The organism is Streptomyces hygroscopicus subsp. hygroscopicus (assembly GCF_030269125.1).
Taxonomy (GTDB): domain Bacteria; phylum Actinomycetota; class Actinomycetes; order Streptomycetales; family Streptomycetaceae; genus Streptomyces; species Streptomyces hygroscopicus_C.
The window spans coordinates 802,555-821,181 of the sequence record NZ_BSSM01000001.1 but is presented as its reverse complement, the minus strand read 5'-3'; the positions used below and the strand labels follow the sequence as shown (position 1 = coordinate 821,181).

General features: G+C 69.1%; 14 protein-coding genes. 11 read left to right on the top strand and 3 right to left on the bottom strand.

Features of this window, described 5'->3' with window-relative positions; all coding sequences use genetic code 11:
• Window positions 1-34: 34 nt before the first annotated feature.
• Both QSK45_RS03450 and QSK45_RS03445 read right to left on the bottom strand, forming a co-directional pair.
• On the bottom strand, window positions 35-937 hold the full coding sequence (locus tag QSK45_RS03450) for a poly-gamma-glutamate hydrolase family protein (RefSeq protein WP_285553039.1): 903 nt from the start codon (window positions 935-937) through the stop codon (window positions 35-37).
• Window positions 934-1,176 (bottom strand): DUF397 domain-containing protein, encoded by a 243-nt coding sequence (locus tag QSK45_RS03445; protein WP_285553037.1) that lies wholly within the window; start codon window positions 1,174-1,176, stop codon window positions 934-936. Before QSK45_RS03445 ends, QSK45_RS03450 begins: the two co-directional genes overlap by 4 nt.
• 169 nt (window positions 1,177-1,345) lie before the next feature.
• Here QSK45_RS03445 and QSK45_RS03440 point away from each other — a divergent pair, with 169 nt between their 5' ends.
• A complete protein-coding gene (locus tag QSK45_RS03440; RefSeq protein ID WP_490993499.1) occupies window positions 1,346-1,531 on the top strand; it encodes an ATP-binding protein in 186 nt (61 codons plus the stop codon).
• 55 nt (window positions 1,532-1,586) lie between these two features.
• Window positions 1,587-2,330 carry an SAVMC3_10250 family protein gene (locus QSK45_RS03435; protein ID WP_285553034.1) on the top strand — a complete coding sequence of 248 codons (744 nt, stop codon included), beginning with the start codon at window positions 1,587-1,589 and terminating at the stop codon, window positions 2,328-2,330.
• 71 nt (window positions 2,331-2,401) lie between these two features.
• Here QSK45_RS03435 and QSK45_RS03430 read toward each other — a convergent pair whose 3' ends face one another.
• Window positions 2,402-6,205: a GH92 family glycosyl hydrolase gene (locus QSK45_RS03430; protein ID WP_285553032.1), complete on the bottom strand. Its 3,804-nt coding sequence runs from the start codon at window positions 6,203-6,205 to the stop codon at window positions 2,402-2,404.
• Between the two features lie 391 nt (window positions 6,206-6,596).
• Here QSK45_RS03430 and ngcE point away from each other — a divergent pair, with 391 nt between their 5' ends.
• From ngcE to QSK45_RS03385, 9 genes are all read left to right on the top strand, one after another.
• Complete coding sequence (ngcE, locus tag QSK45_RS03425; protein WP_285553030.1) at window positions 6,597-8,039, top strand: N-acetylglucosamine/diacetylchitobiose ABC transporter substrate-binding protein; 1,443 nt, start codon at window positions 6,597-6,599, stop codon at window positions 8,037-8,039.
• A 29-nt stretch (window positions 8,040-8,068) separates the two neighbouring features.
• Complete coding sequence (locus tag QSK45_RS03420; protein WP_285553029.1) at window positions 8,069-8,995, top strand: carbohydrate ABC transporter permease; 927 nt, start codon at window positions 8,069-8,071, stop codon at window positions 8,993-8,995.
• A gap of 4 nt (window positions 8,996-8,999) precedes the next feature.
• Window positions 9,000-9,923: a carbohydrate ABC transporter permease gene (locus QSK45_RS03415; RefSeq protein ID WP_285553027.1), complete on the top strand. Its 924-nt coding sequence runs from the start codon at window positions 9,000-9,002 to the stop codon at window positions 9,921-9,923.
• Window positions 9,924-10,125: 202 nt separating this feature from the next.
• On the top strand, window positions 10,126-11,337 hold the full coding sequence (locus tag QSK45_RS03410; RefSeq protein ID WP_285553025.1) for an ROK family transcriptional regulator: 1,212 nt from the start codon (window positions 10,126-10,128) through the stop codon (window positions 11,335-11,337).
• Between the two features lie 133 nt (window positions 11,338-11,470).
• Window positions 11,471-12,568: a sugar ABC transporter substrate-binding protein gene (locus QSK45_RS03405; RefSeq protein WP_285553392.1), complete on the top strand. Its 1,098-nt coding sequence runs from the start codon at window positions 11,471-11,473 to the stop codon at window positions 12,566-12,568.
• Between the two features lie 199 nt (window positions 12,569-12,767).
• A complete protein-coding gene (locus QSK45_RS03400; RefSeq protein ID WP_285553023.1) occupies window positions 12,768-13,559 on the top strand; it encodes an ATP-binding cassette domain-containing protein in 792 nt (263 codons plus the stop codon).
• Window positions 13,556-14,863, top strand: coding sequence for a sugar ABC transporter permease (locus QSK45_RS03395; RefSeq protein ID WP_285553021.1), 1,308 nt, complete (start codon window positions 13,556-13,558; stop codon window positions 14,861-14,863). Before QSK45_RS03400 ends, QSK45_RS03395 begins: the two co-directional genes overlap by 4 nt.
• Window positions 14,864-14,997: 134 nt before the next feature.
• Entirely contained in the window at window positions 14,998-16,926 is a 1,929-nt protein-coding gene (gene dxs, locus QSK45_RS03390) for a 1-deoxy-D-xylulose-5-phosphate synthase (protein WP_285553019.1), read from the top strand.
• A gap of 152 nt (window positions 16,927-17,078) precedes the next feature.
• Window positions 17,079-18,587, top strand: coding sequence for an amino acid permease (locus tag QSK45_RS03385; RefSeq protein WP_285553017.1), 1,509 nt, complete (start codon window positions 17,079-17,081; stop codon window positions 18,585-18,587).
• Window positions 18,588-18,627: the final 40 nt, after the last annotated feature.

Genomic DNA, 18,627 nt, shown 5'->3' with positions numbered 1-18,627 from the left:
AATGGCAGAGGCCGCGACCGTTTCGCGAATGGAGCTAGAGCGAGTCGAGGCCCAGCTCGTGGTGCTTGATCGCCTCGCGCACGGCACCCACGAAGCCGTTCCAGAAGTGGTCGGCGTAGGGACTGCCCGTGCTCGGCACACCGGCGGTCGTCCTGCGCTTGGCCGCGCCCGAGAAGTCGCCGAACATCGCCTTGCGCAGCGCCGTGGAGATCTCCAGCTGGGCGCCCGCGCCGGTACGGGTGCGGTTCACGATGTTGGCCGGGTCGTCGCCGTCGATCGAGGTCGAGGCGTCCGCGAAGACCACGGTGACGTCCCAGGCGGGGTCGGCGGCGGGCGAGGTCAGGCCGTACTTCGTGAACGCCGCGAGCAGGTTGCGCCCCAGCCGCGCGTCCCGGCCGCCGATGATCACCTTCTTCTCGGTTGTCTCGTCGAACCCGTGCAGCGAGACGGCGTAGAGGTTCCCGGTGCAGACGGCGAGCGCCGCGGGATCGTCGCAATGGGTGGAAGTGACGTGCTGCGCCGCGGAGTTGGCCAGCGCCTCGAACATCCAGTAGTCCCGCTGCGGCCCGCCCGCCACGGCCGCGCTCGCCGGGTCGGTCTCCGCCTCGAAGGGCGTGTACCCGGCGATCGCCATGCACAGCTCACTCGTACCGGCCTCGATCCCGCCCCCGTGCGGCGCGATCACCGCGGTGCTGCCGAGCGGGCTGCTGGTGGCGCGGGCGTTGTCCGTGACCGGCGCCGGCGCGCCGATCCGGAACCGGCGCACCCAGTCGGTGCCCTCCTTGTCGGCGGTACGGGTGTACAGCTCGGTGTTGGACCCGTACTGGTCCGCGGCGGCGGCGGGGGTGGCACCGGCACCGCTGACGACGGCGTTGACCGTGGGCAGCCCGGCCGCGAGCGCGGCGACGGAGGCGAGGACGGCGCGTCTGCTGTTCATTTGACCGAGGAGGTGAAGGCGGCCCAGGCGAGGGGGCCGACGCGGAGGGCGGGGGCTTCGGCGGGGTGCTGCGTGGAGTCACGGACGCGGATGGAGCGGGCACAGGGAGCGACTTCCACGCACACGCCGCCTTCTCTGCCGCTGTGGCGCGACTTGCGCCGGGCGACGGCCACTTCGAGGCAGGCGCCGCCTTCGCCACTGCTGTACGCTGGCTTGAACTGAAGTGCGTGCGCGCTCATCGCTCTCCTGGCAGGTGGCCGAGCAGACCCGGCGGGTCAAGCTTGGTGAGGGCCTGTGTCCGCAGCATCGCATATTCGCGCGCCGCGATGGACACCTCGTCGGGGAGCCGCGTGACCGGTTCTACGCGCGGGCCCGCCGCTCCGTCCCCGCGGCCAGACGGTTCACGGCGTGGTCGCCGGCGCACTGGGGCTGAGCGAGGTCCACGACAGCGGAGCCGGGGTACCGCGGGTCGTGGACGCCGCCGCGGACGAGGGCGGGCGCGGGTTGCCGCCGGTGTCGGCGTCGGCCGACAAGTGGGGCGCCGGGGAACGGACCCCTGGCAAGGTCGTGTGGTGCGAGTCCGCACTGCCGTAGGGGCGGTCCTCGGCCGGCCCCGTACGATCGTCCCATTCGTCGTGGGGGTGTGCCGATGCAGGAACTCGTGTACTTGTCCGACGCCAAGCTGCGCCAGTTCGTCCCCGAAGGACGCCGGTGGACGCGGATCGGTCAGCGGCTCACCGCTCTGAGGCTGAAGACGCCGACGCCGGTGGGCGAGGTGAGCGTGGAGGCCGATCTGGCGCAGTCCGGTGCCGAGCCGGGCAACGCCCAACGGCTCACCACCGTGGTCGGACATGTCGAACAACACGCACTCTGGTACCAGGACCCGAGCGTCAGGGCGGGACGATGGGTGTACTTCGAAGCGCCGCTCAACGTGTTCGTCATCGGCCGAGCCGGTCTTGAGACCGTTCTGTTCGTGGACGCCCCCGCGGCACGGGGCGCGGACGATCCGGGGCACCAGGGCGGTGTCACCCGCTTGCTCCTGCACGGCAGCCCGCAGCACCTGCTGGCGCCGTTTCCCCGCGTGCACGCGGAGGCGTACGGTCTGGTGGGAAGCGCCTTGCACGGCGTCCTCTGGGACCTGGCGCTCGATCCGCCCCCCGCCGCGGACCGGATCGACTCGTCCGGATCGCTGCCCCGTTCCCCCGGGATCATCCGACTCGGCCGCTTCCTGCAGGTGAGCAACGACAACCCCGCCGGCGCGGCCTGGATGCGGGGCTACGCACGGGTCTCCACGATCATGGAGACATGGGGCGACCGGGAGGGAGCGACCGGGCCTCGGACAGTCGTCGCCACACCGCTGTACGTCGGTTACGCGCCCGATCTGCCGGACTGAGAGGACCCGAGTCCCCGGTCACCGGTCGGGCCACGGGGGCGGACCGTCACGGGCCCGCCCCCGAGCTGCCGTCAGGCCAGCAACTCCACCTCCGCCAGCGTCGCCGAACCGTCCAGCACCAGCCGGTACTTGGCGTACGCGCCCGGCGAGGCGATCGTGAACGCCCTGGTCTGCCGGTTCCACGGGAACGCCTCCCCGGAACGGTGGTCCAGCGTCCGCCACGTCGTGCCGTCGTCGGAGCCCTGGAGGGTCCAGCCCGTCGGGGCCTCGGTGCGGTCCGCCGGGGACGTCAGCGTGTACTGCACCGGCTTCACCGTCCGGCTCACCGGCAGTTCCACGGAGCCGACCGTCGCCTCCGTCGCCGAGGTGTCGTCGAACAGGGCGCCCGCACCGCGAAGGACGTCGGCCCGCGGCGCGGGCACCTTGTCGTCCTGGGTGATGGAGACCGGCCCCGCGTCCTTGCCGCTGCCCCAGGCGGACGGCCGGGGCCCCATGGCGAACGTCAGCTCCCCGCCCTTGGCGAGCAGCGACTGGGGCAGCGAGGTCGACGTCCATGGACGCCCGTCGAACGTCACCCCCTGGACGTAGACGTTCTTCGCGCTGTTCTTCGGCGCGTTCACCACCAGGTCGTGGCCGTTCTCCAGGTGCACGGTGACCTTCCTGAACAGCGGGGACCCGATGGAGTAGTCGCCGCTGCCCATGACCAGGGGGTAGAAGCCGAGCGCGGAGAACAGGAACCAGCCCGACTGCTCGCCGTTGTCCTCGTCACCGTGGTATCCCTGCCCGATCTCGCTGCCGAGGTACAGCCGGGACAGGATCTGCCGCACCGCGGCCTGCGTCTTCCACGGCCGGCCCGCCGCGTCGTACATGTACGAGACGTGGTGCGCGACCTGGTTCGACTGCCCGAGCATGCCCATGCGCACGTCCCGCGCCTCGGTCATCTCGTGGATGACGCCGCCGTAGGAGCCGACGAACTCGGGGGACGCCGTCTCCGGCGTGGAGAAGAACTCGTCCAGCTTGTCGGCGAGTCCGCCGCGGCCGCCGTACAGGTTGGCCAGGCCGCGGGTGTCCTGCGGGGCGGTGAAGGCGTACCCCCAGCCGTTGGTCTCCGTGTAGTCGTGACCCCACACCCTCGGGTCGTAACTCGCCGCGTCCACCCGCCAGTCACCCTTGGCGTCCTTGCCCTGGAAGAAGCCGGCCCCCGGGTCGAAGAGGTTCACGTAGTCGCGGGCCCGGTTGAGGAAGTAGTCCGACTCCTCCTTGTAGTGCTTCTCGCCCGTCTTCTCGTAGAGGGCCGCGCCCATCTCCGCGATGCCGTAGTCGTTGACGTACCCCTCCATCGCCCAGGACAGGCCCTCGGCGGTGTCCGTGCTGGTGTAGCCGAGGAACGGCGAGGTGCTCATGCCCTTGCGGCCGACACCGGACGACGGCGGCACGACGGTCGCGTTCTTCAGCGCCGCCTCGTACGCCGCCTTCGCGTCGAACTTCACGCCCTTGACGTAGGCGTCCGCGAACGCCACGTCCGAGGACGTGCCGGTCATCAGGTCCGCGTACCCCGGCGAGGACCAGCGCGAGGTCCACCCGCCGTCCTTGTACTGCTGCACGAAACCGTCGATCATCTCGCCCGCCTGGGAGGGCGTCAGGAAGGAGTACGCCGGCCACGTCGTCCGGTACGTGTCCCAGAAGCCGTTGTTGACGTACACCTTGCCGTCCACGATCTTCGCGCCGGTGTGCGTCGGGGTGTCCTGGCCCGGCATCGGCGAGAACGGCGACGCGTACGCGTCCCTGCCGCCCACCTTCTCGAAGCCCGAGTTCGGGTACAGGTACAGCCGGTACATGCTGGAGTACAGCGTGGTCAGCTGGTCCGGCGTCGCGCCCTCCACCTCGACCTTGCCCAGCAGCCTGTCCCAGGTGCGCTGCGCCCGCGCCTTCACCGTGCCGAAGGAGGTGCCGTCCGGGATCTCCTGGCGCAGGTTGTCCTTCGCCTGGTCGACGCTGATCAGCGAGGTCGCCAGGCGCAGCGTGACGGTGCGGTCGGCGCCCGCCGCGAAGCGCAGATAGCCCTTGACCCCGCTGGACGACCCGCCCGTCACCGGCTTGTCGAACACCCCGTACACGAACAGCCGCGTCGCGCCGGTCGACAGGCCCGACTTGACGTCCGAGTAGCCGGTGACGACCCCGTGTTCCTCGTCCAGGGTCAGACCCGCCTGCTCGGTGACGTTGTCGAAGAGCACGCTCGCGTCGTCGCCGGGGTAGGTGAAGCGCAGCGCCGCCGCGTGGTCGGTCGGCGCCATCTCCGCCCTGAGTCCGTTCTCGAACCGTACGCCGTAGTAGTACGGCCGCGCCGTCTCGTTCTCGTGCCGGAACGCCAGCGCACGCGCCTCCCGTCCGGTGGCCGGGGTGCCTGCCGCGGCCGACGGCATCACCTGGAAGGTCTGCCGGTCGCCCATCCACGGGCTCGGCTCATGGCTCGCGCTGAACGCCTGGATCGTCGGCAGATTGGCGTCGTTGTTCGCACGTGCGTACTCGTAGAGCCAGCTCAGCGAAGACGCGTTGGTCACCGGCGTCCAGAAGTTGAAGCCGTGCGGCAGCGCGGTCGCCGGGAAGTCGTTGCCGCGCGAGAAACTGCCGCTGGAGTTGGTGCCGCGCGTGGTCAGCGCGTAGTCGGACAGGTGCGCCTTCGGCTTCTCCGGCGCGGCCTGCTTCAGCGACACGTCGTCGATCCAGCCGCGGAACTTCGCCGGCCCGCCGGGGGAGTCGTACCCGACGAGTATCCGGTCGACCGTCTTCCCGGCCGCGACGGAACCGATCCGCGAGACGACGTTGTTCCACTGGTTGACGTACAGCGACTTCGAGTCGCCCTGCCCGCGCGGCGACAGCGGGAACCCGTGCTGGTCCAGGGCGCCCAGGTCGCTGAGGTAGGTGCCGTCGGTGAAGGCCAGGTCGAGGGAGACGTTCGTCGCGTCGTAGTCCCGGTCGCCGTCGGCCATCGAGGGGAAGATCCGGTACGACAACCGCGTGTCGCCGCCGACCCTGACGTTCACGTCGAACACCTTGTCGTACGAGTACGCGCGGCCGCTCGCCGTGTGCCGGCCGGCGTAGCGCAGCGCCCTCGTGCCGGTGAACCCGACCCGCGCCTTGGCCGTCGGCGAGGCGGTCGGGCCCTTGTCGACCAGCGTCAGCATGTCCTGCGGCACCGGCCCGCCGCTGCCGCCCGTGGCGAACTGCACGTCGGCGAGCTGGAGGATGCCCGACGCGCCGTTGTTCCTCGTCACTTCCAGCCGGAAGTGCTGGTACTCGGCCGGCTGCTGAAGATCGTACGACTTCGTCTGGAACCGCTCGGAGAACGTCTCCCCCGAGCGGGAGTCGAGGCTCTTCCAGTCCTTGCCGTCGGTGGAGCCGAGCAGCGTCCAGTCCCGCGGGTCGCGTTCGGCGTAGTCGTTGGCCGAGGTCAGCGCGTACGTGCGCACCGTGACCGGCTTGTCCAGGTCGAACTCCGCCCAGCCGGTGGGCTGGAAGGTCAGCCACTTGGTGCCGGGCTCGCCGTCGGTCAGGTTCTCCTTGACCTCGCCCGCCCCGGTGTTCTCGCCGCTGGCGCGGACCTCGGTGACGTGGTCGTTCACATTGCCCGGTATGCCGGTGCTGTAGCCGCCGTCCACGCCCGAGGCGCGCGGGGTGCCGTCAGGGCCCGTGTCGACCGTGTTGAGCCAGTCCGGCGCGGGGTCCCCCGCTTCGAACGAGGAGGCGAACTCCTGGCCGGCCGCCGGGGCCCCGGCGGGCAGGGCGACCGCGGCGCCCTGCCCGCCCACGGCCATGACGAAGGCGGCCGTGAGGACGGCCGCCGGACTCCATCTGTGCCGAGTTCTCCGCTGCATATACGGAATTACCTCCCTGCGCCGATGCGGACAACGTTGTCAGAAGCGGGACACAGGAACCAAGTAGGTGGTCAAGTGATGGGTGATGTCAAGGGTGTTGGGCGTGTCATTCCGGGACTGATGTCGCGCCGATTTCCCGGAGGCTTCGCACGGGCCGGTCCTGTGTCCGCGAGGTCTCAACTCGGAAAAGACGCGCCGCGAACCCTGTATTCGATCTTGCTCCGCCGACGGGAAGTGGACTATACCTGTCGGCGCCCGGTACAAGAACAATCCCGGTAGTACACGCACTGCATGCACGAAGAACTTCCTGCACCACCCAGCTTGACCCGACCGCGGTGCCGGGCAGGATCCGGTTCACCGCCTGAGTCCTGGAGAAGGCGAGGACTTGAGCATGGGATCCACTGCGCACGACCGTGAGGGTGTCGGCCGCCGAGAACTGATCAGGCGGTCCGCCGCGCTCGGCCTGGTCGCCGTTCCGGGGATGGGCCTGTTGTCCGCGTGCGCGAGCAGCGGGGGCGGCGGCCAGAGCAAGGCCAAGGCAGGCAAGAAGACGGCCAAGAACCCGCTCGGCGTGAACGACACCGCCAAGATGGAGTTCGTCCTCTTCGACGGCGGCTTCGGCAAGGAGTACGCGCAGGACGCGGTCAAGATCTACGAGAAGGACTTTCCCAAGGCCACGGTGAAGTTCGCCGCCACCCAGAAGATCCAGTCCACCCTCCAGCCGCGCTTCAACCAGGGCAACCCGCCGGACCTCATCGACAACTCCGGCGCCGAGCAGATGGACATGGGCGTCCTGGTCGGCAAGAACCAGCTGGCCGACCTCACCCCGCTGCTCGACGCGCCGTCGTACGACGACCCGAGCAAGAAGGTCCGCGACACGCTGCGCCCCGGCATCGTGGAGATGGGCCAGTTCGACGGCCGGCCGGTGTGGATCCTGTACTACGCCTACACGGTCTACGGCGTCTGGTACTCGCAGAAGGCGCTCGACTCGCTCGACGCCGAGTACCCGAAGACCTGGGACGAGATGCTCCAGGTGTGCGCGAAGGCCAAGAAGAAGGGCATGGCGGGCTGGACGTACGCGGGCAAGTACCCGTACTACATCCCCTTCTCGCTCTATCCGATGATCGGCAAGGTCGGGGGCCGCGAGGTCCTGGACGCCATCGACAACCTGGAGCCGAACGCCTGGAAGCACCCCGCGGTCAAGGCGTGTTTCGAGGCGTACTACGAGCTGTTCAAGAAGGGCTACGTCCTCAAGGGCACGCCGGGCCTCGACCACATCCAGTCGCAGACCGCGTGGGCCAAGGGCGAGGCGCTGTTCATCCCGAACGGCTCCTGGGTGGAGAACGAGTCCGCGAACGTCATCCCCAAGGACTTCGACCTCGCCGTCTCGGCGCCCTCCGGCATCGACGGCAGCGACAAGATGCCCTTCGGCACCATCTGGGCCTCCGGTGGTGAGCCGTTCATCGTGCCCGCCAAGGCGGCGAACCCCGAGGGCGGCATGGAGCAGCTGCGCATCATGCTGTCCGAGGCGTCCTCGAAGAACTTCACCGCCAAGGTGAAGTCGCTGACCGCGTACAACGGCGGCACCAGTGGCATCGAGCTGACCCCCGGCCTGAAGTCGGGTGTGGCGGCGCTCCAGCTGGCCGGGTCCAACGTGGTGAACCCGCGCCTCCAGGACTGGTACGTCCAGTTGGAGAAGGAGAAGATCGGTGTGGGCGCTCTCGGCGAGATGATGGCGGGCCGGCTCACCCCGGCCGAGGCCATGAAGAAGATCCAGGGCTTCGCGGACGAGGCGGCCAAGGACACCTCCATCAAGCACTACAAGCACCAGTAACCAGCACCCCCGAGCGCACCGGAGTGGCGATGCAGCACGGCAAGTACCGGTTCATCGTGGGGTTCCTGGCAGTACCCCTGGGACTGTACGCGCTGTTCGTGGTGTGGCCTTTCATCCAGTCCATCTACTACTCGTTCACGGACTGGACCGGCCTGAGCCCCGAATTCAAGATGGTCGGCTTCGACAACTACAAGAGGATGCTGAACGACGACATCTTCTGGAAGTCGTTGCAGCACAGCCTGCTGTTCGCTCTGGTGCTGCCGATCGTGACGATCAGTCTGGCGCTCTTCTTCGCCTTCATGATCAATGTGGGCGGACGGCGCAGAAGGGGAGGCCCCGCCCTCACGGGTGTCCGGGGCTCCTCCTTCTACAAGATCGTTTATTTCTTCCCGCAGGTTCTGTCCATCGCGATCGTGGCGCTCCTTTTCCAGTTCGCGTACAACCCGGACAGCGGAGCGATCAACTCGCTGCTGCGGGGCATCGGACTCGATCACGTACAGCCTCTGTGGCTGGGCGATCCGGGCCTCGCCCTGTGGTGCGTGATGGCGGTGCTCGTGTGGTCCACGACCGGGTTCTTCGTGGTCCTGTTCTCCGCGGGCATGGCCTCGATCCCGGCCGAGCTGTACGAGGCCGCGCTGATCGACGGCGCGAGCCGCGCCACCACCTTCTTCCGCATCACCCTGCCGCTGCTGTGGGACACCGTGCAGTCCGGCTGGGTCTACATGGGCATCCTCGCGCTCGGCGCCGAGTCCTTCGCGGTCGTGCAGATCATGACGACCGGTCCGGGCGGCCCCGACTACTCGACCACGGTGCTGGTCCTGTACGTGTACCAGAAGGCGTTCCGGGACGGTCAGGCCGCCTACGCCACCACCATCGGCGTCGCCCTGCTGGTCGTCACGCTCGCGTTCGCGGCGATCGTGATGCGGCTGGGCCGTCGCGAGCGGCTGGAGTTCTGAACCGATGAAGACGACCGAGACCCCCGCCCCGCTGCCGGCCGAGCCCGGTGCGAGCGTCTCCACGGTGGACGTGCCGGTTCCGAGGCCCGGCCGCCGCGAGAGGGAGGGCACCGTCCTCAACGTCTTCTCGCACGGCGTGCTGGTCATCTGGGCGATCATGGTGGTCATGCCGCTGGCGTGGGCGGTGATGACGTCCTTCAAGGACGACGGCTCCATCTTCGGCTCGCCCTGGGCGCTGCCGGACCGGCTGCACTTCGAGAACTGGGCGCGGGCCTGGACCGACGCCAACATGAGCGACTACTTCCTCAACACCGTCCTGGTGGTGGGCGGCTCGCTCGTCGGCACCCTGGTGCTCGGCTCGATGGCGGCCTACGTGCTCGCCCGCTTCGACTTCCCGGGCAACCGCTTCATCTACTACCTGTTCATCGGCGGCATGAGCTTCCCGATCATGCTGGCGCTGGTCCCCCTGTTCTACGTGGTGAACAACATGGGGCTGCTGAACACCATCCACGGGCTGATCCTGGTCTACATCGCGTACTCGCTGCCGTTCACCGTCTTCTTCCTCACCGCCTTCTTCCGCACCTTGCCGACCTCGGTGGCGGAGGCGGCGTTCGTCGACGGGGCTTCGCACACGCGTACGTTCTTCCAGATCATGCTGCCCATGGCCAAGCCCGGTCTGATCAGCGTGGGCATCTTCAACTTCCTGGGCCAGTGGAACCAGTACATGCTGCCCACGGTCCTCAACACCGACCCCGACAAGAAGGTGCTCACCCAGGGCCTGGTCCAGCTCGCGGTCAGCCAGGGGTACAAGGGCGACTGGTCGGGGCTCTTCGCGGGCCTGGTGATGGCCATGCTGCCGGTCCTCGGGGCGTACGTCGTCTTCCAGCGGCAGGTGGTCCAGGGTCTGACCGCGGGGGCGCTGAAGTAGCCCGCCGCCGGGAGCGACATCACGCTCCGTGATCGATCACGCGCACGCCGTTCCGGTCCTCCGGGCGGCGTGCGCGTCTGTGGCGTACCCCGGATCCGGCTCAACCTCTTGACGTGAGTCGCCTCGAAAGGCTCAGCTTAGAGTTCACTAGTTGGACATACACGGGGCCTCGCCGAAGCGGCCCCGCGCTCAGGAGGTCGTCGTGGAGACTCCAGGGTCGCAGTCGTCGCTGCACCGAGCCAACCTGGAGCGGGTGGTACGGGCCGTCCGGCTGGCCGGATCGCTCACGCAGGCGGAGATCGCGCGGACGACCGGCTTGTCCGCCGCCACGGTCTCCAACATCGTGCGGGAGCTGAAGGACGGCGGGACGGTCGAGGTCACGCCCACCTCGGCGGGCGGGCGCCGGGCCCGCAGCGTCAGCCTCAGCGGGGACGCCGGCATCGTGATCGGCGTCGACTTCGGGCACCAGCACCTGCGGGTCGCGGTCGGCAACCTCGCCCACCAGGTGCTCGCCGAGGAGGCCGAACCGCTGGACGTGGACGCCTCCGCCGCCCAGGGCTTCGACCGGGCCGAGGAACTCGTCAGCCGGCTGATCGTGGCCACGGGGGTGGACCGCTCCAAGGTCGCGGGCGTCGGGCTCGGCGTGCCGGGCCCGATCGACCTGGAGTCCGGCACCCTCGGACACAGCGCGATCCTGCCCGGCTGGGGCGGCACGAAGCCCGCCGAGGAGCTGCGCGAACGGCTCGGCGTGCCGGTGCACGTGGACAACGACGCGAACCTCGGCGCCCTCGGCGAGCTGGTCTGGGGCAGCGGCAAGGGCGTGCGCGACCTCGCCTACATCAAGGTCGCCAGCGGTGTCGGCGCCGGCCTGGTCATCGACGGCAAGATCTACCGCGGGCCCGGCGGCACCGCGGGCGAGATCGGTCACATCACCCTGGACGAGTCGGGACCGGTCTGCCGCTGCGGCAACCGCGGCTGCCTGGAGACCTTCGCGGCGGCCCCCTACGTGCTCCCGCTGCTCCGGCCGAGCCACGGCCCAGACCTGACCATGGAGGGCGTCGTACGGCTCGCCAGGGAGGGCGACCCGGGATGCCGCCGGGTGGTCGCCGACGTCGGCCGCCACATCGGCAGCGGCGTGGCCAATCTCTGCAATCTGCTCAACCCCACCCGGGTGGTCCTCGGCGGCGATCTCGCGGAGGCCGGCGAGCTGGTCCTCGGGCCCATCAGGGAGTCCGTGAGCCGCTACGCGATCCCCAGCGCCGCCCGCCAACTCACCGTGCTCCCCGGGGCACTTGGGGGCCGCGCCGAGGTGCTCGGCGCCCTCGCCCTCGCGCTGAGCGAGATGGGCGATTCGGCACTTCTGGATGGTTCTGTCGCAGGGGCTCCGGCTGCGACCGCGCCTGCCTTCACTTAGAGAACGGATGGCACCGTTGCCATCTCGTTAAGGATTTACTTCTTGACGTCGCACGTGTGGCCGAGTTGACTTCCAGCCACCTCGGCCGCAACGACGCGGCCTCGTCAGGGAGGTTTGAGAAGTGAACACGCGTATGCGTCGTGCGGCCTTCGCCGTTGCCGCTGGTGCCATGGCCGTCTCGCTCGCCGCTTGTGGCAGCGCCAAGGAGTCCGGCGGCGGTGGCAAGTCCACCGGCAGCGCCAAGAAGGGCGACGCCATCAAGGTCGGTCTGCTCCTTCCGGAGAACCAGACGGCCCGTTACGAGAAGTTCGACCGCCCCTTGATCGAGAAGAAGGTCAAGGAGCTGACGAACGGCAAGGGCCAGGTGGTCTACGCCAACGCCAAGCAGGACGCCAGCACGCAGAACCAGCAGGTCGACACGATGATCACCAACAAGGTGGACGTCCTCATCGTGGACGCCGTGGACTCGGCGGCGATCAAGAGCTCGGTGCAGAAGGCCAAGGACGCCGGCATCCCCGTCGTGGCCTACGACCGCCTGGCGCAGGGCCCGATCAGCGCCTACACCTCGTTCGACAACGAGACCGTCGGCAAGACCCAGGGCGAGGCCCTGCTGAAGGCCCTGGGCTCCAAGGCCAAGGCCGGCAAGATCGTGATGATGAACGGCTCCATCACCGACCCGAACGCCGCGCAGTTCAAGAAGGGCGCCCACGAGGTGCTCGACGGCAAGGTGAACGTCGGCAAGGAGTACGACACCAAGGACTGGAAGCCGGAGAACGCCAACTCCAACATGGAGGCCGCGATCTCGGCGCTGGGCAAGAAGAACATCGTCGGCGTCTACTCCGCCAACGACGGCATGGCCGGCGGTATCATCACCGCCCTCAAGGCGGCCGGCATCTCCGTCCCGGTCACCGGCCAGGACGCCGAGCTGGCGGGTGTGCAGCGCATCGTCGCCGGTGAGCAGTACATGAGCGTCTACAAGCCGTACGCCCCGGAGGCCGACGCCGCCGCCGAGATGGCCGTGGACCTCGCGCAGGGCAAGTCCCTCGACTCCGTCGCCAAGGACAAGGTCGACAGCCCCACCACCCAGCAGGTGCCCTCCGTCCTCGTCCCGGTCACCGCGCTGACCAAGGACAACATCAAGGACACCGTCATCAAGGACGGCGTCTACACGGTCGCCGACATCTGCACCTCGCAGTACAAGGCCGCCTGCGACAAGCTCGGCCTGAAGTAAGCCGCCGTCACGCGCCTTCGTCCCCGGGGAGTTCACCCCCGTAGCTGCCCCGGGGTCCCCCTTTCGTGAGGGGAGAGGCGTCCCACTGTCCTCCGGCGTCCCGCGACACACACAGCCCCGCAAGCTCGGCGCGGGGCGCCGGACGGAACCCCCCAGAAAACTTCTGCACAACCTCCCGCCGGGTCAGGCGGCGAAGGAGATGGTTCACGTGTCCGCTACGCCCGTGCTGGCGTTGCGCGGGGTCTCCAAGCGGTTCGGTGCCGTCCAGGCGCTCACCGACGTAGAGCTTGAGGTCCACGCCGGTGAGGTGGTCGCCCTGGTGGGCGACAACGGTGCCGGAAAGTCCACGCTGGTCAAGACGATCGCCGGCGTCCACCCCATCGACGAGGGCGTCATCGAATGGGAAGGCCGCCCCGTCCAGGTCAACCGGCCCAACGACGCCCAGGGTCTGGGCATCGCGACGGTCTACCAGGACCTCGCGCTGTGCGACAACATCGACGTGGTCGGCAACCTCTACCTGGGCCGGGAGATCCGCAGGCGCGGTGTCCTGGACGAGGTCGAGATGGAGCGCCGCTCCCGTGAGCTGCTCGACCAGCTGTCGATCCGCATCCCCAGCGTCCGCATCCCGATCGCCTCCCTCTCCGGCGGTCAGCGCCAGGTGGTGGCCATCGCCCGCTCCATGCTCGGCGAGCCCAAGCTGGTCATCCTGGACGAGCCGACCGCCGCGCTCGGCGTCGAGCAGACCGCACAGGTGCTCGACCTGGTGGAGCGGCTGCGCGAACGCGGCCACGCCGTCATCCTCATCAGCCACAACATGGCCGACGTCAAGGCCGTCGCCGACAAGGTGGCGGTGCTGCGCCTCGGCAGGAACAACGGCGTGTTCGACGTCGCCGCGACCTCGCAGGAAGAAATCATCTCCGCCATCACCGGCGCCACGGACAACGCCGTCACCCGGCGTGCGGCGCGTACCGTCAAGGAGGTCCAGAAGTGAGCCTGGACAAGACCTCCACGCCTCCCGAGGACCACGCTCCCGAGGACAGCGCCGTGGAGAACACCGAGGCGGCGGCCGGTACCGTCACCGCCGTCGACCCCCGTCTGCTCGTGCGCGAGCAGGGCTTCGCGGGCTACATCACCGAGTTCAAGCGGAAGATGAAGGCCGGCGACCTGGGCGCGATCCCGGTCATCATCGGCCTGGCGATCATCTGGATCATCTTCCAGAGCCTGAACTCCAACTTCCTCACCGCGGGCAACCTCTCCGACATCTCCGTCACGATGGTCGGTACGGGCATGATCGCCGTCGGTATCGTTTTCGTGCTGCTGCTCGGTGAGATCGACCTCTCGGTCGGTTCCGTCTCCGGTGTCGCGGGGGCCTCCTACGCGGTGCTGACCGTCACGCACGGCATGACCGCGTGGCTCGCCCTCGTGCTGTCCATCCTGGTGGGCACCGTCGCGGGCGCGCTGCACGGCTTCTTCTTCGCGAAGATCGGTGTCCCGGCGTTCGCCGTCACCCTGGCCGGTCTGCTCTTCTGGAACGGCTTCATGCTCCAGGTCCTGGGCGACAGCGGCACCATCAACCTGGACAGCGAGGGCCTGGTCGCCAAGCTGACCAGCTACTACTTCTCCGACGTCGCCGCGGCCTACGGGCTCGCGCTCGTCGTCACCGTGCTGTTCTTCCTCACGTCGTACCTCGGCAACCGGCGCCGGGAGGCAGCCGGGGTGCCCTCGCGCCCGCTGAGCGAAACCATTCTGCGCACGGTGCTGCTCGCGATCGTGTCCTTCGCCGTCGCGGCCGTCTACAACCAGTACAAGGGCCTGCCGCTCGCTGTCGTGATCTTCATCGCGGTGCTCGTCCTCACGGACTTCGTGCTGCGCCGCACGGCGTACGGCCGGAAGGTGTTCGCGCTCGGCGGCAGCGTCGAGGCGTCCAGGCGCGCCGGCATCAACGTCGACCTGGTCCGCATCTCGGTCTTCGCGATCTCCGGCACCTTCGCGGCGATCGGCGGTCTCTTCCTCGCCTCCAAGATCGCCTCGGCCAACCAGGGCGCGGGCAGCGGTGACCTGCTGATGAACGCGATCGCGGCGGCGGTCATCGGCGGCACCTCGCTCTTCGGCGGCCGCGGCCGCACGTGGAACGCGCTGCTCGGCGTGCTCGTGATCGTCTCGATCCAGTACGGCCTCGCGCTCGAGGGCATCGCGTCGCCGGTGCAGTACATGATCACCGGTGGCGTGCTGCTCGCGACCGTCGTGATCGACGCGGTCACCCGCAAGACGCAGAAGACGGCCGGACGGGCGTAACACACCCCGCTTCGGTGAACCCATGTGCCCGGCACCCCGCAAGGTGCCGGGCACGTTCATGCCGGGCGTCGCCGGAAAGTTAGACTCTGGCGAGCCCGGCAAGCTCGATCAGCTCTAATTGCAAGGAGGCACGGGTGCCGCTGCTGACCCGCATCACGGGACCGCGCGATCTGGACCGGCTCAGCCTGGAGGAGCTGGACCAGCTGGCAGGGGAGATCCGGACCTTCCTCGTGGAGGCGGTCTCCAAGACCGGCGGACACCTCGGCCCGAACCTCGGAGTGGTCGAGCTCACCATCGCCCTGCACCGGGTCTTCGAGTCCCCGAAGGACAAGGTGCTCTTCGACACCGGCCACCAGTCCTACGTGCACAAGCTGCTCACCGGCCGGCAGGACTTCTCCCGGCTGAAGATGAAGGGCGGCCTGTCCGGCTACCCCGCGCAGGCCGAGTCCGCGCACGACGTCATCGAGAACAGCCACGCCTCCACGGTGCTCGGCTGGGCCGACGGCATCGCCAAGGCCAACCAGCTCATGAAACGCGACAGCCACGTCGCCGCCGTCATCGGCGACGGCGCGCTGACCGGCGGCATGGCCTGGGAGGCCCTCAACAACATCGCCGCCGCCAAGGACCGCCCGCTCGTCATCGTCGTCAACGACAACGAGCGGTCGTACGCCCCCACCATCGGCGGCCTCGCCAACCACCTGGCCACGCTGCGCACCACCGACGGCTACGAGCGCTTCCTCGCCCGCACCCGCGAGGTGCTGGAGAAGACCCCCGTCGTCGGCCGCCCGCTGTACGAGACGCTGCACGGTGCCAAGAAGGGGCTGAAGGACTTCATCGCCCCGCAGGGCATGTTCGAGGACCTGGGCCTCAAGTACGTCGGCCCGATCGACGGCCACGACATCGAGGCGCTGGAGTCGGCGCTCGCCCGCGCCAAGCGGTTCGGCGGCCCGGTGATCGTGCACTGCCTCACCGAGAAGGGCCGCGGCTACCAGCCCGCCCTCCAGGACGAGGCCGACCGCTTCCACGCCGTCGGCAAGATCCACCCGGACACCGGCCTGCCGATCGCCGCCTCCGGCGCCGACTGGACCTCCGTGTTCGGCGAGGAGATGGTCAAGCTCGGCGAGGAGCGCGAGGACCTCGTCGCCATCACCGCGGCCATGCTCCAGCCGGTGGGCCTCGACAAGTTCGCCAAGCGCTTCCCCGACCGGGTCTACGACGTCGGCATCGCGGAGCAGCACGGCGCCGTCTCCGCCGCGGGCCTCGCCCACGCGGGCGTCCACCCCGTCTTCGCCGTCTACGCCACCTTCCTCAACCGCGCCTTCGACCAGGTCCTGATGGACGTCGCCCTGCACAAGTGCGGCGTCACCTTCGTGCTCGACCGGGCCGGCGTCACCGGTACCGACGGCGCCTCCCACAACGGCATGTGGGACATGTCGATCCTTCAGGTCGTGCCGGGCCTGCGGATGGCCGCGCCGCGCGACGCCGACCAGGTGCGCGCCCAGCTGCGCGAGGCCGTCGCCGTCGAGGACGCGCCGACCGTGGTGCGCTTCTCCAAGGGCGCCGTCGGCCCCGCCGTCCCGGCCGTCGGCCGCGTCGGCGGCATGGACGTCCTGCGCGAGGCGGGCACCGAACGTCCGGACGTACTCCTGGTCTCCGTCGGCGCTCTCGCCCCGATGTGCCTGGAGATCGCCGACCTGCTCGACAAGCAGGGCATCTCCACCACCGTCGTCGACCCGCGCTGGGTCAAGCCGGTGGACGAGGCGATGGCCCCGCTGGCCGAACGGCACCGGGTCGTCGTCACCGTCGAGGACAACAGCCGCGTCGGCGGCGTCGGCTCCACCATCGCGCAGGCGCTGCGCGACGCGGGCGTAGACGTGCCGCTGCGCGACTTCGGCATCCCGCCGCGCTTCCTCGACCACGCCTCGCGCGCCGAGGTGCTCGCCGAGATCGGGCTCACCGCGCCGGACATCGCGCGTCAGGTCACCGGCCTGGTAGCCAAGCTGGACGGCCGGTTCGACCGTACGGCGGACACGGTCGACTCCGTGGAACCCGCGCGCGACTAGGACGGGCGCTCGACCGGGGCCGGTCCCGCCGCTCCTTTGCGGTGGCGGAACCGGCCCGCGTGCGTAAGCCTGCCTGTCACGGGGCACTCGCGTCCCGTTCCTCTCGATCATGTCGAGCCAGGTCGAGGACGACGAGCGTGGGAGGCAGCAACGTGAGCAGCTCGCTCTTCCGGACGAAGAACGTCGAGCAGTCGATCCGGGACACCGAGGAACCGGAGCATGCGCTCAAGAAGTCCCTCTCCGCGCTCGACCTGACCGTTTTCGGCGTCGGCGTGATCATCGGTACCGGTATCTTCGTGCTGACCGGACAGGTCGCCAAGAACAACGCCGGACCCGCCGTCGCCCTCGCCTTCGTCGCCTCCGGCGTGGTCTGCGCCCTCGCCGCCCTGTGCTACGCCGAGTTCGCCTCGACGGTCCCGGTGGCGGGCTCGGCGTACACCTTCAGCTACGCCTCCCTGGGCGAGCTGCCCGCCTGGATCATCGGCTGGGACCTGGTCCTGGAGTTCGCGCTCGGCACCGCGGTGGTCGCGGTCGGCTGGTCCGGCTACATCCGCTCGCTGCTGGACAACGCGGGCTGGCACCTGCCCGAGTACCTCTCCGGCCGCGACGGCGCCCACGGCTTCGGCTTCGACATCCTCGCCGCGCTCCTGGTGCTCGTGCTCACCGCGATCCTCGTCCTCGGCATGAAACTGTCGGCCCGGATCACCTCGCTGGTCGTTGCGATCAAAGTGGCCGTCGTGCTCATCGTGATCATCGCCGGTGCCTTCTTCGTGCGGGGCGACAACTACCGCCCCTTCATCCCGCCCGCCCAGCCGGTGCCGGCCGGCGCCAGCCTCAAGGCCCCGCTGGTGCAGCTGATGTTCGGCTGGGCGCCCGCCAACTTCGGCGTGATGGGCATCTTCACCGCCGCGTCCGTGGTCTTCTTCGCCTTCATCGGCTTCGACATCGTGGCCACCGCCGCCGAGGAGACCCGCAACCCGCAACGGGACGTGCCGCGCGGCATCCTCGGCTCGCTGTTCATCTGCACCGTGCTCTACGTGGCCGTCTCCATCGTCGTCACCGGCATGCAGAACTACACCCAGCTGTCCGTGGACGCCCCGCTCGCCGACGCCTTCAAAGCCATCGGACACCCCTGGTACGCCGGCGTGATCAGCTTCGGCGCCGCCATCGGCCTGACCACCGTGTGCCTGATCCTGCTGCTCGGCCAGACCCGGGTGTTCTTCGCGATGAGCCGCGACGGGCTGCTGCCGCGCTTCTTCTCCCGGGTCCACCCCCGGTTCCGGACCCCGCACCGGCCGACCATTCTGCTCGGTGTGATCATCGCGATCGTCGCCGGTTTCACCAGCCTCAGCGAGCTTGCCGAACTGGTGAACATCGGCACCTTGTTCGCCTTCGTGGTCGTCGCGATCAGCGTGATCATCCTGCGCAGGACGCGACCGGACCTGCCCCGGGCCTTTCGCACCCCGTGGGTACCGTTCGTCCCGATCCTCTCCGTGTGCGCCACGCTCTGGCTGATGCTCAACCTGCCCGCCGAGACCTGGCTGCGGTTCGCGATCTGGATGGTGATCGGTTTCGTCGTCTACTTCCTCTACGGTCGTTCGCACAGCCGTCTCGCCCGTCCCGAGCAGCCGGAACCGGAGCCCGCGCCGCCGATGTCGTGACCCGCGCCGGGGCCGGCGCCGGCCACCGGGCGGCGCGGCC

Bases quoted from the DNA above. Each gene is read 5' to 3' on its own strand.
- QSK45_RS03415 (WP_285553027.1), top strand. From the start codon at position 9,000: ATGAAGACGACCGAGACCCCCGCCCCGCTGCCGGCCGAGCCCGGTGCG.
- QSK45_RS03430 (WP_285553032.1), bottom strand. From the start codon at position 6,205: ATGCAGCGGAGAACTCGGCACAGATGGAGTCCGGCGGCCGTCCTCACG.
- ngcE (WP_285553030.1), top strand. From the start codon at position 6,597: ATGGGATCCACTGCGCACGACCGTGAGGGTGTCGGCCGCCGAGAACTG.
- QSK45_RS03445 (WP_285553037.1), bottom strand. From the start codon at position 1,176: ATGAGCGCGCACGCACTTCAGTTCAAGCCAGCGTACAGCAGTGGCGAA.
- QSK45_RS03405 (WP_285553392.1), top strand. From the start codon at position 11,471: ATGCGTCGTGCGGCCTTCGCCGTTGCCGCTGGTGCCATGGCCGTCTCG.
- QSK45_RS03435 (WP_285553034.1), top strand. From the start codon at position 1,587: ATGCAGGAACTCGTGTACTTGTCCGACGCCAAGCTGCGCCAGTTCGTC.
- QSK45_RS03420 (WP_285553029.1), top strand. From the start codon at position 8,069: ATGCAGCACGGCAAGTACCGGTTCATCGTGGGGTTCCTGGCAGTACCC.
- QSK45_RS03450 (WP_285553039.1), bottom strand. From the start codon at position 937: ATGAACAGCAGACGCGCCGTCCTCGCCTCCGTCGCCGCGCTCGCGGCC.
- QSK45_RS03400 (WP_285553023.1), top strand. From the start codon at position 12,768: ATGGTTCACGTGTCCGCTACGCCCGTGCTGGCGTTGCGCGGGGTCTCC.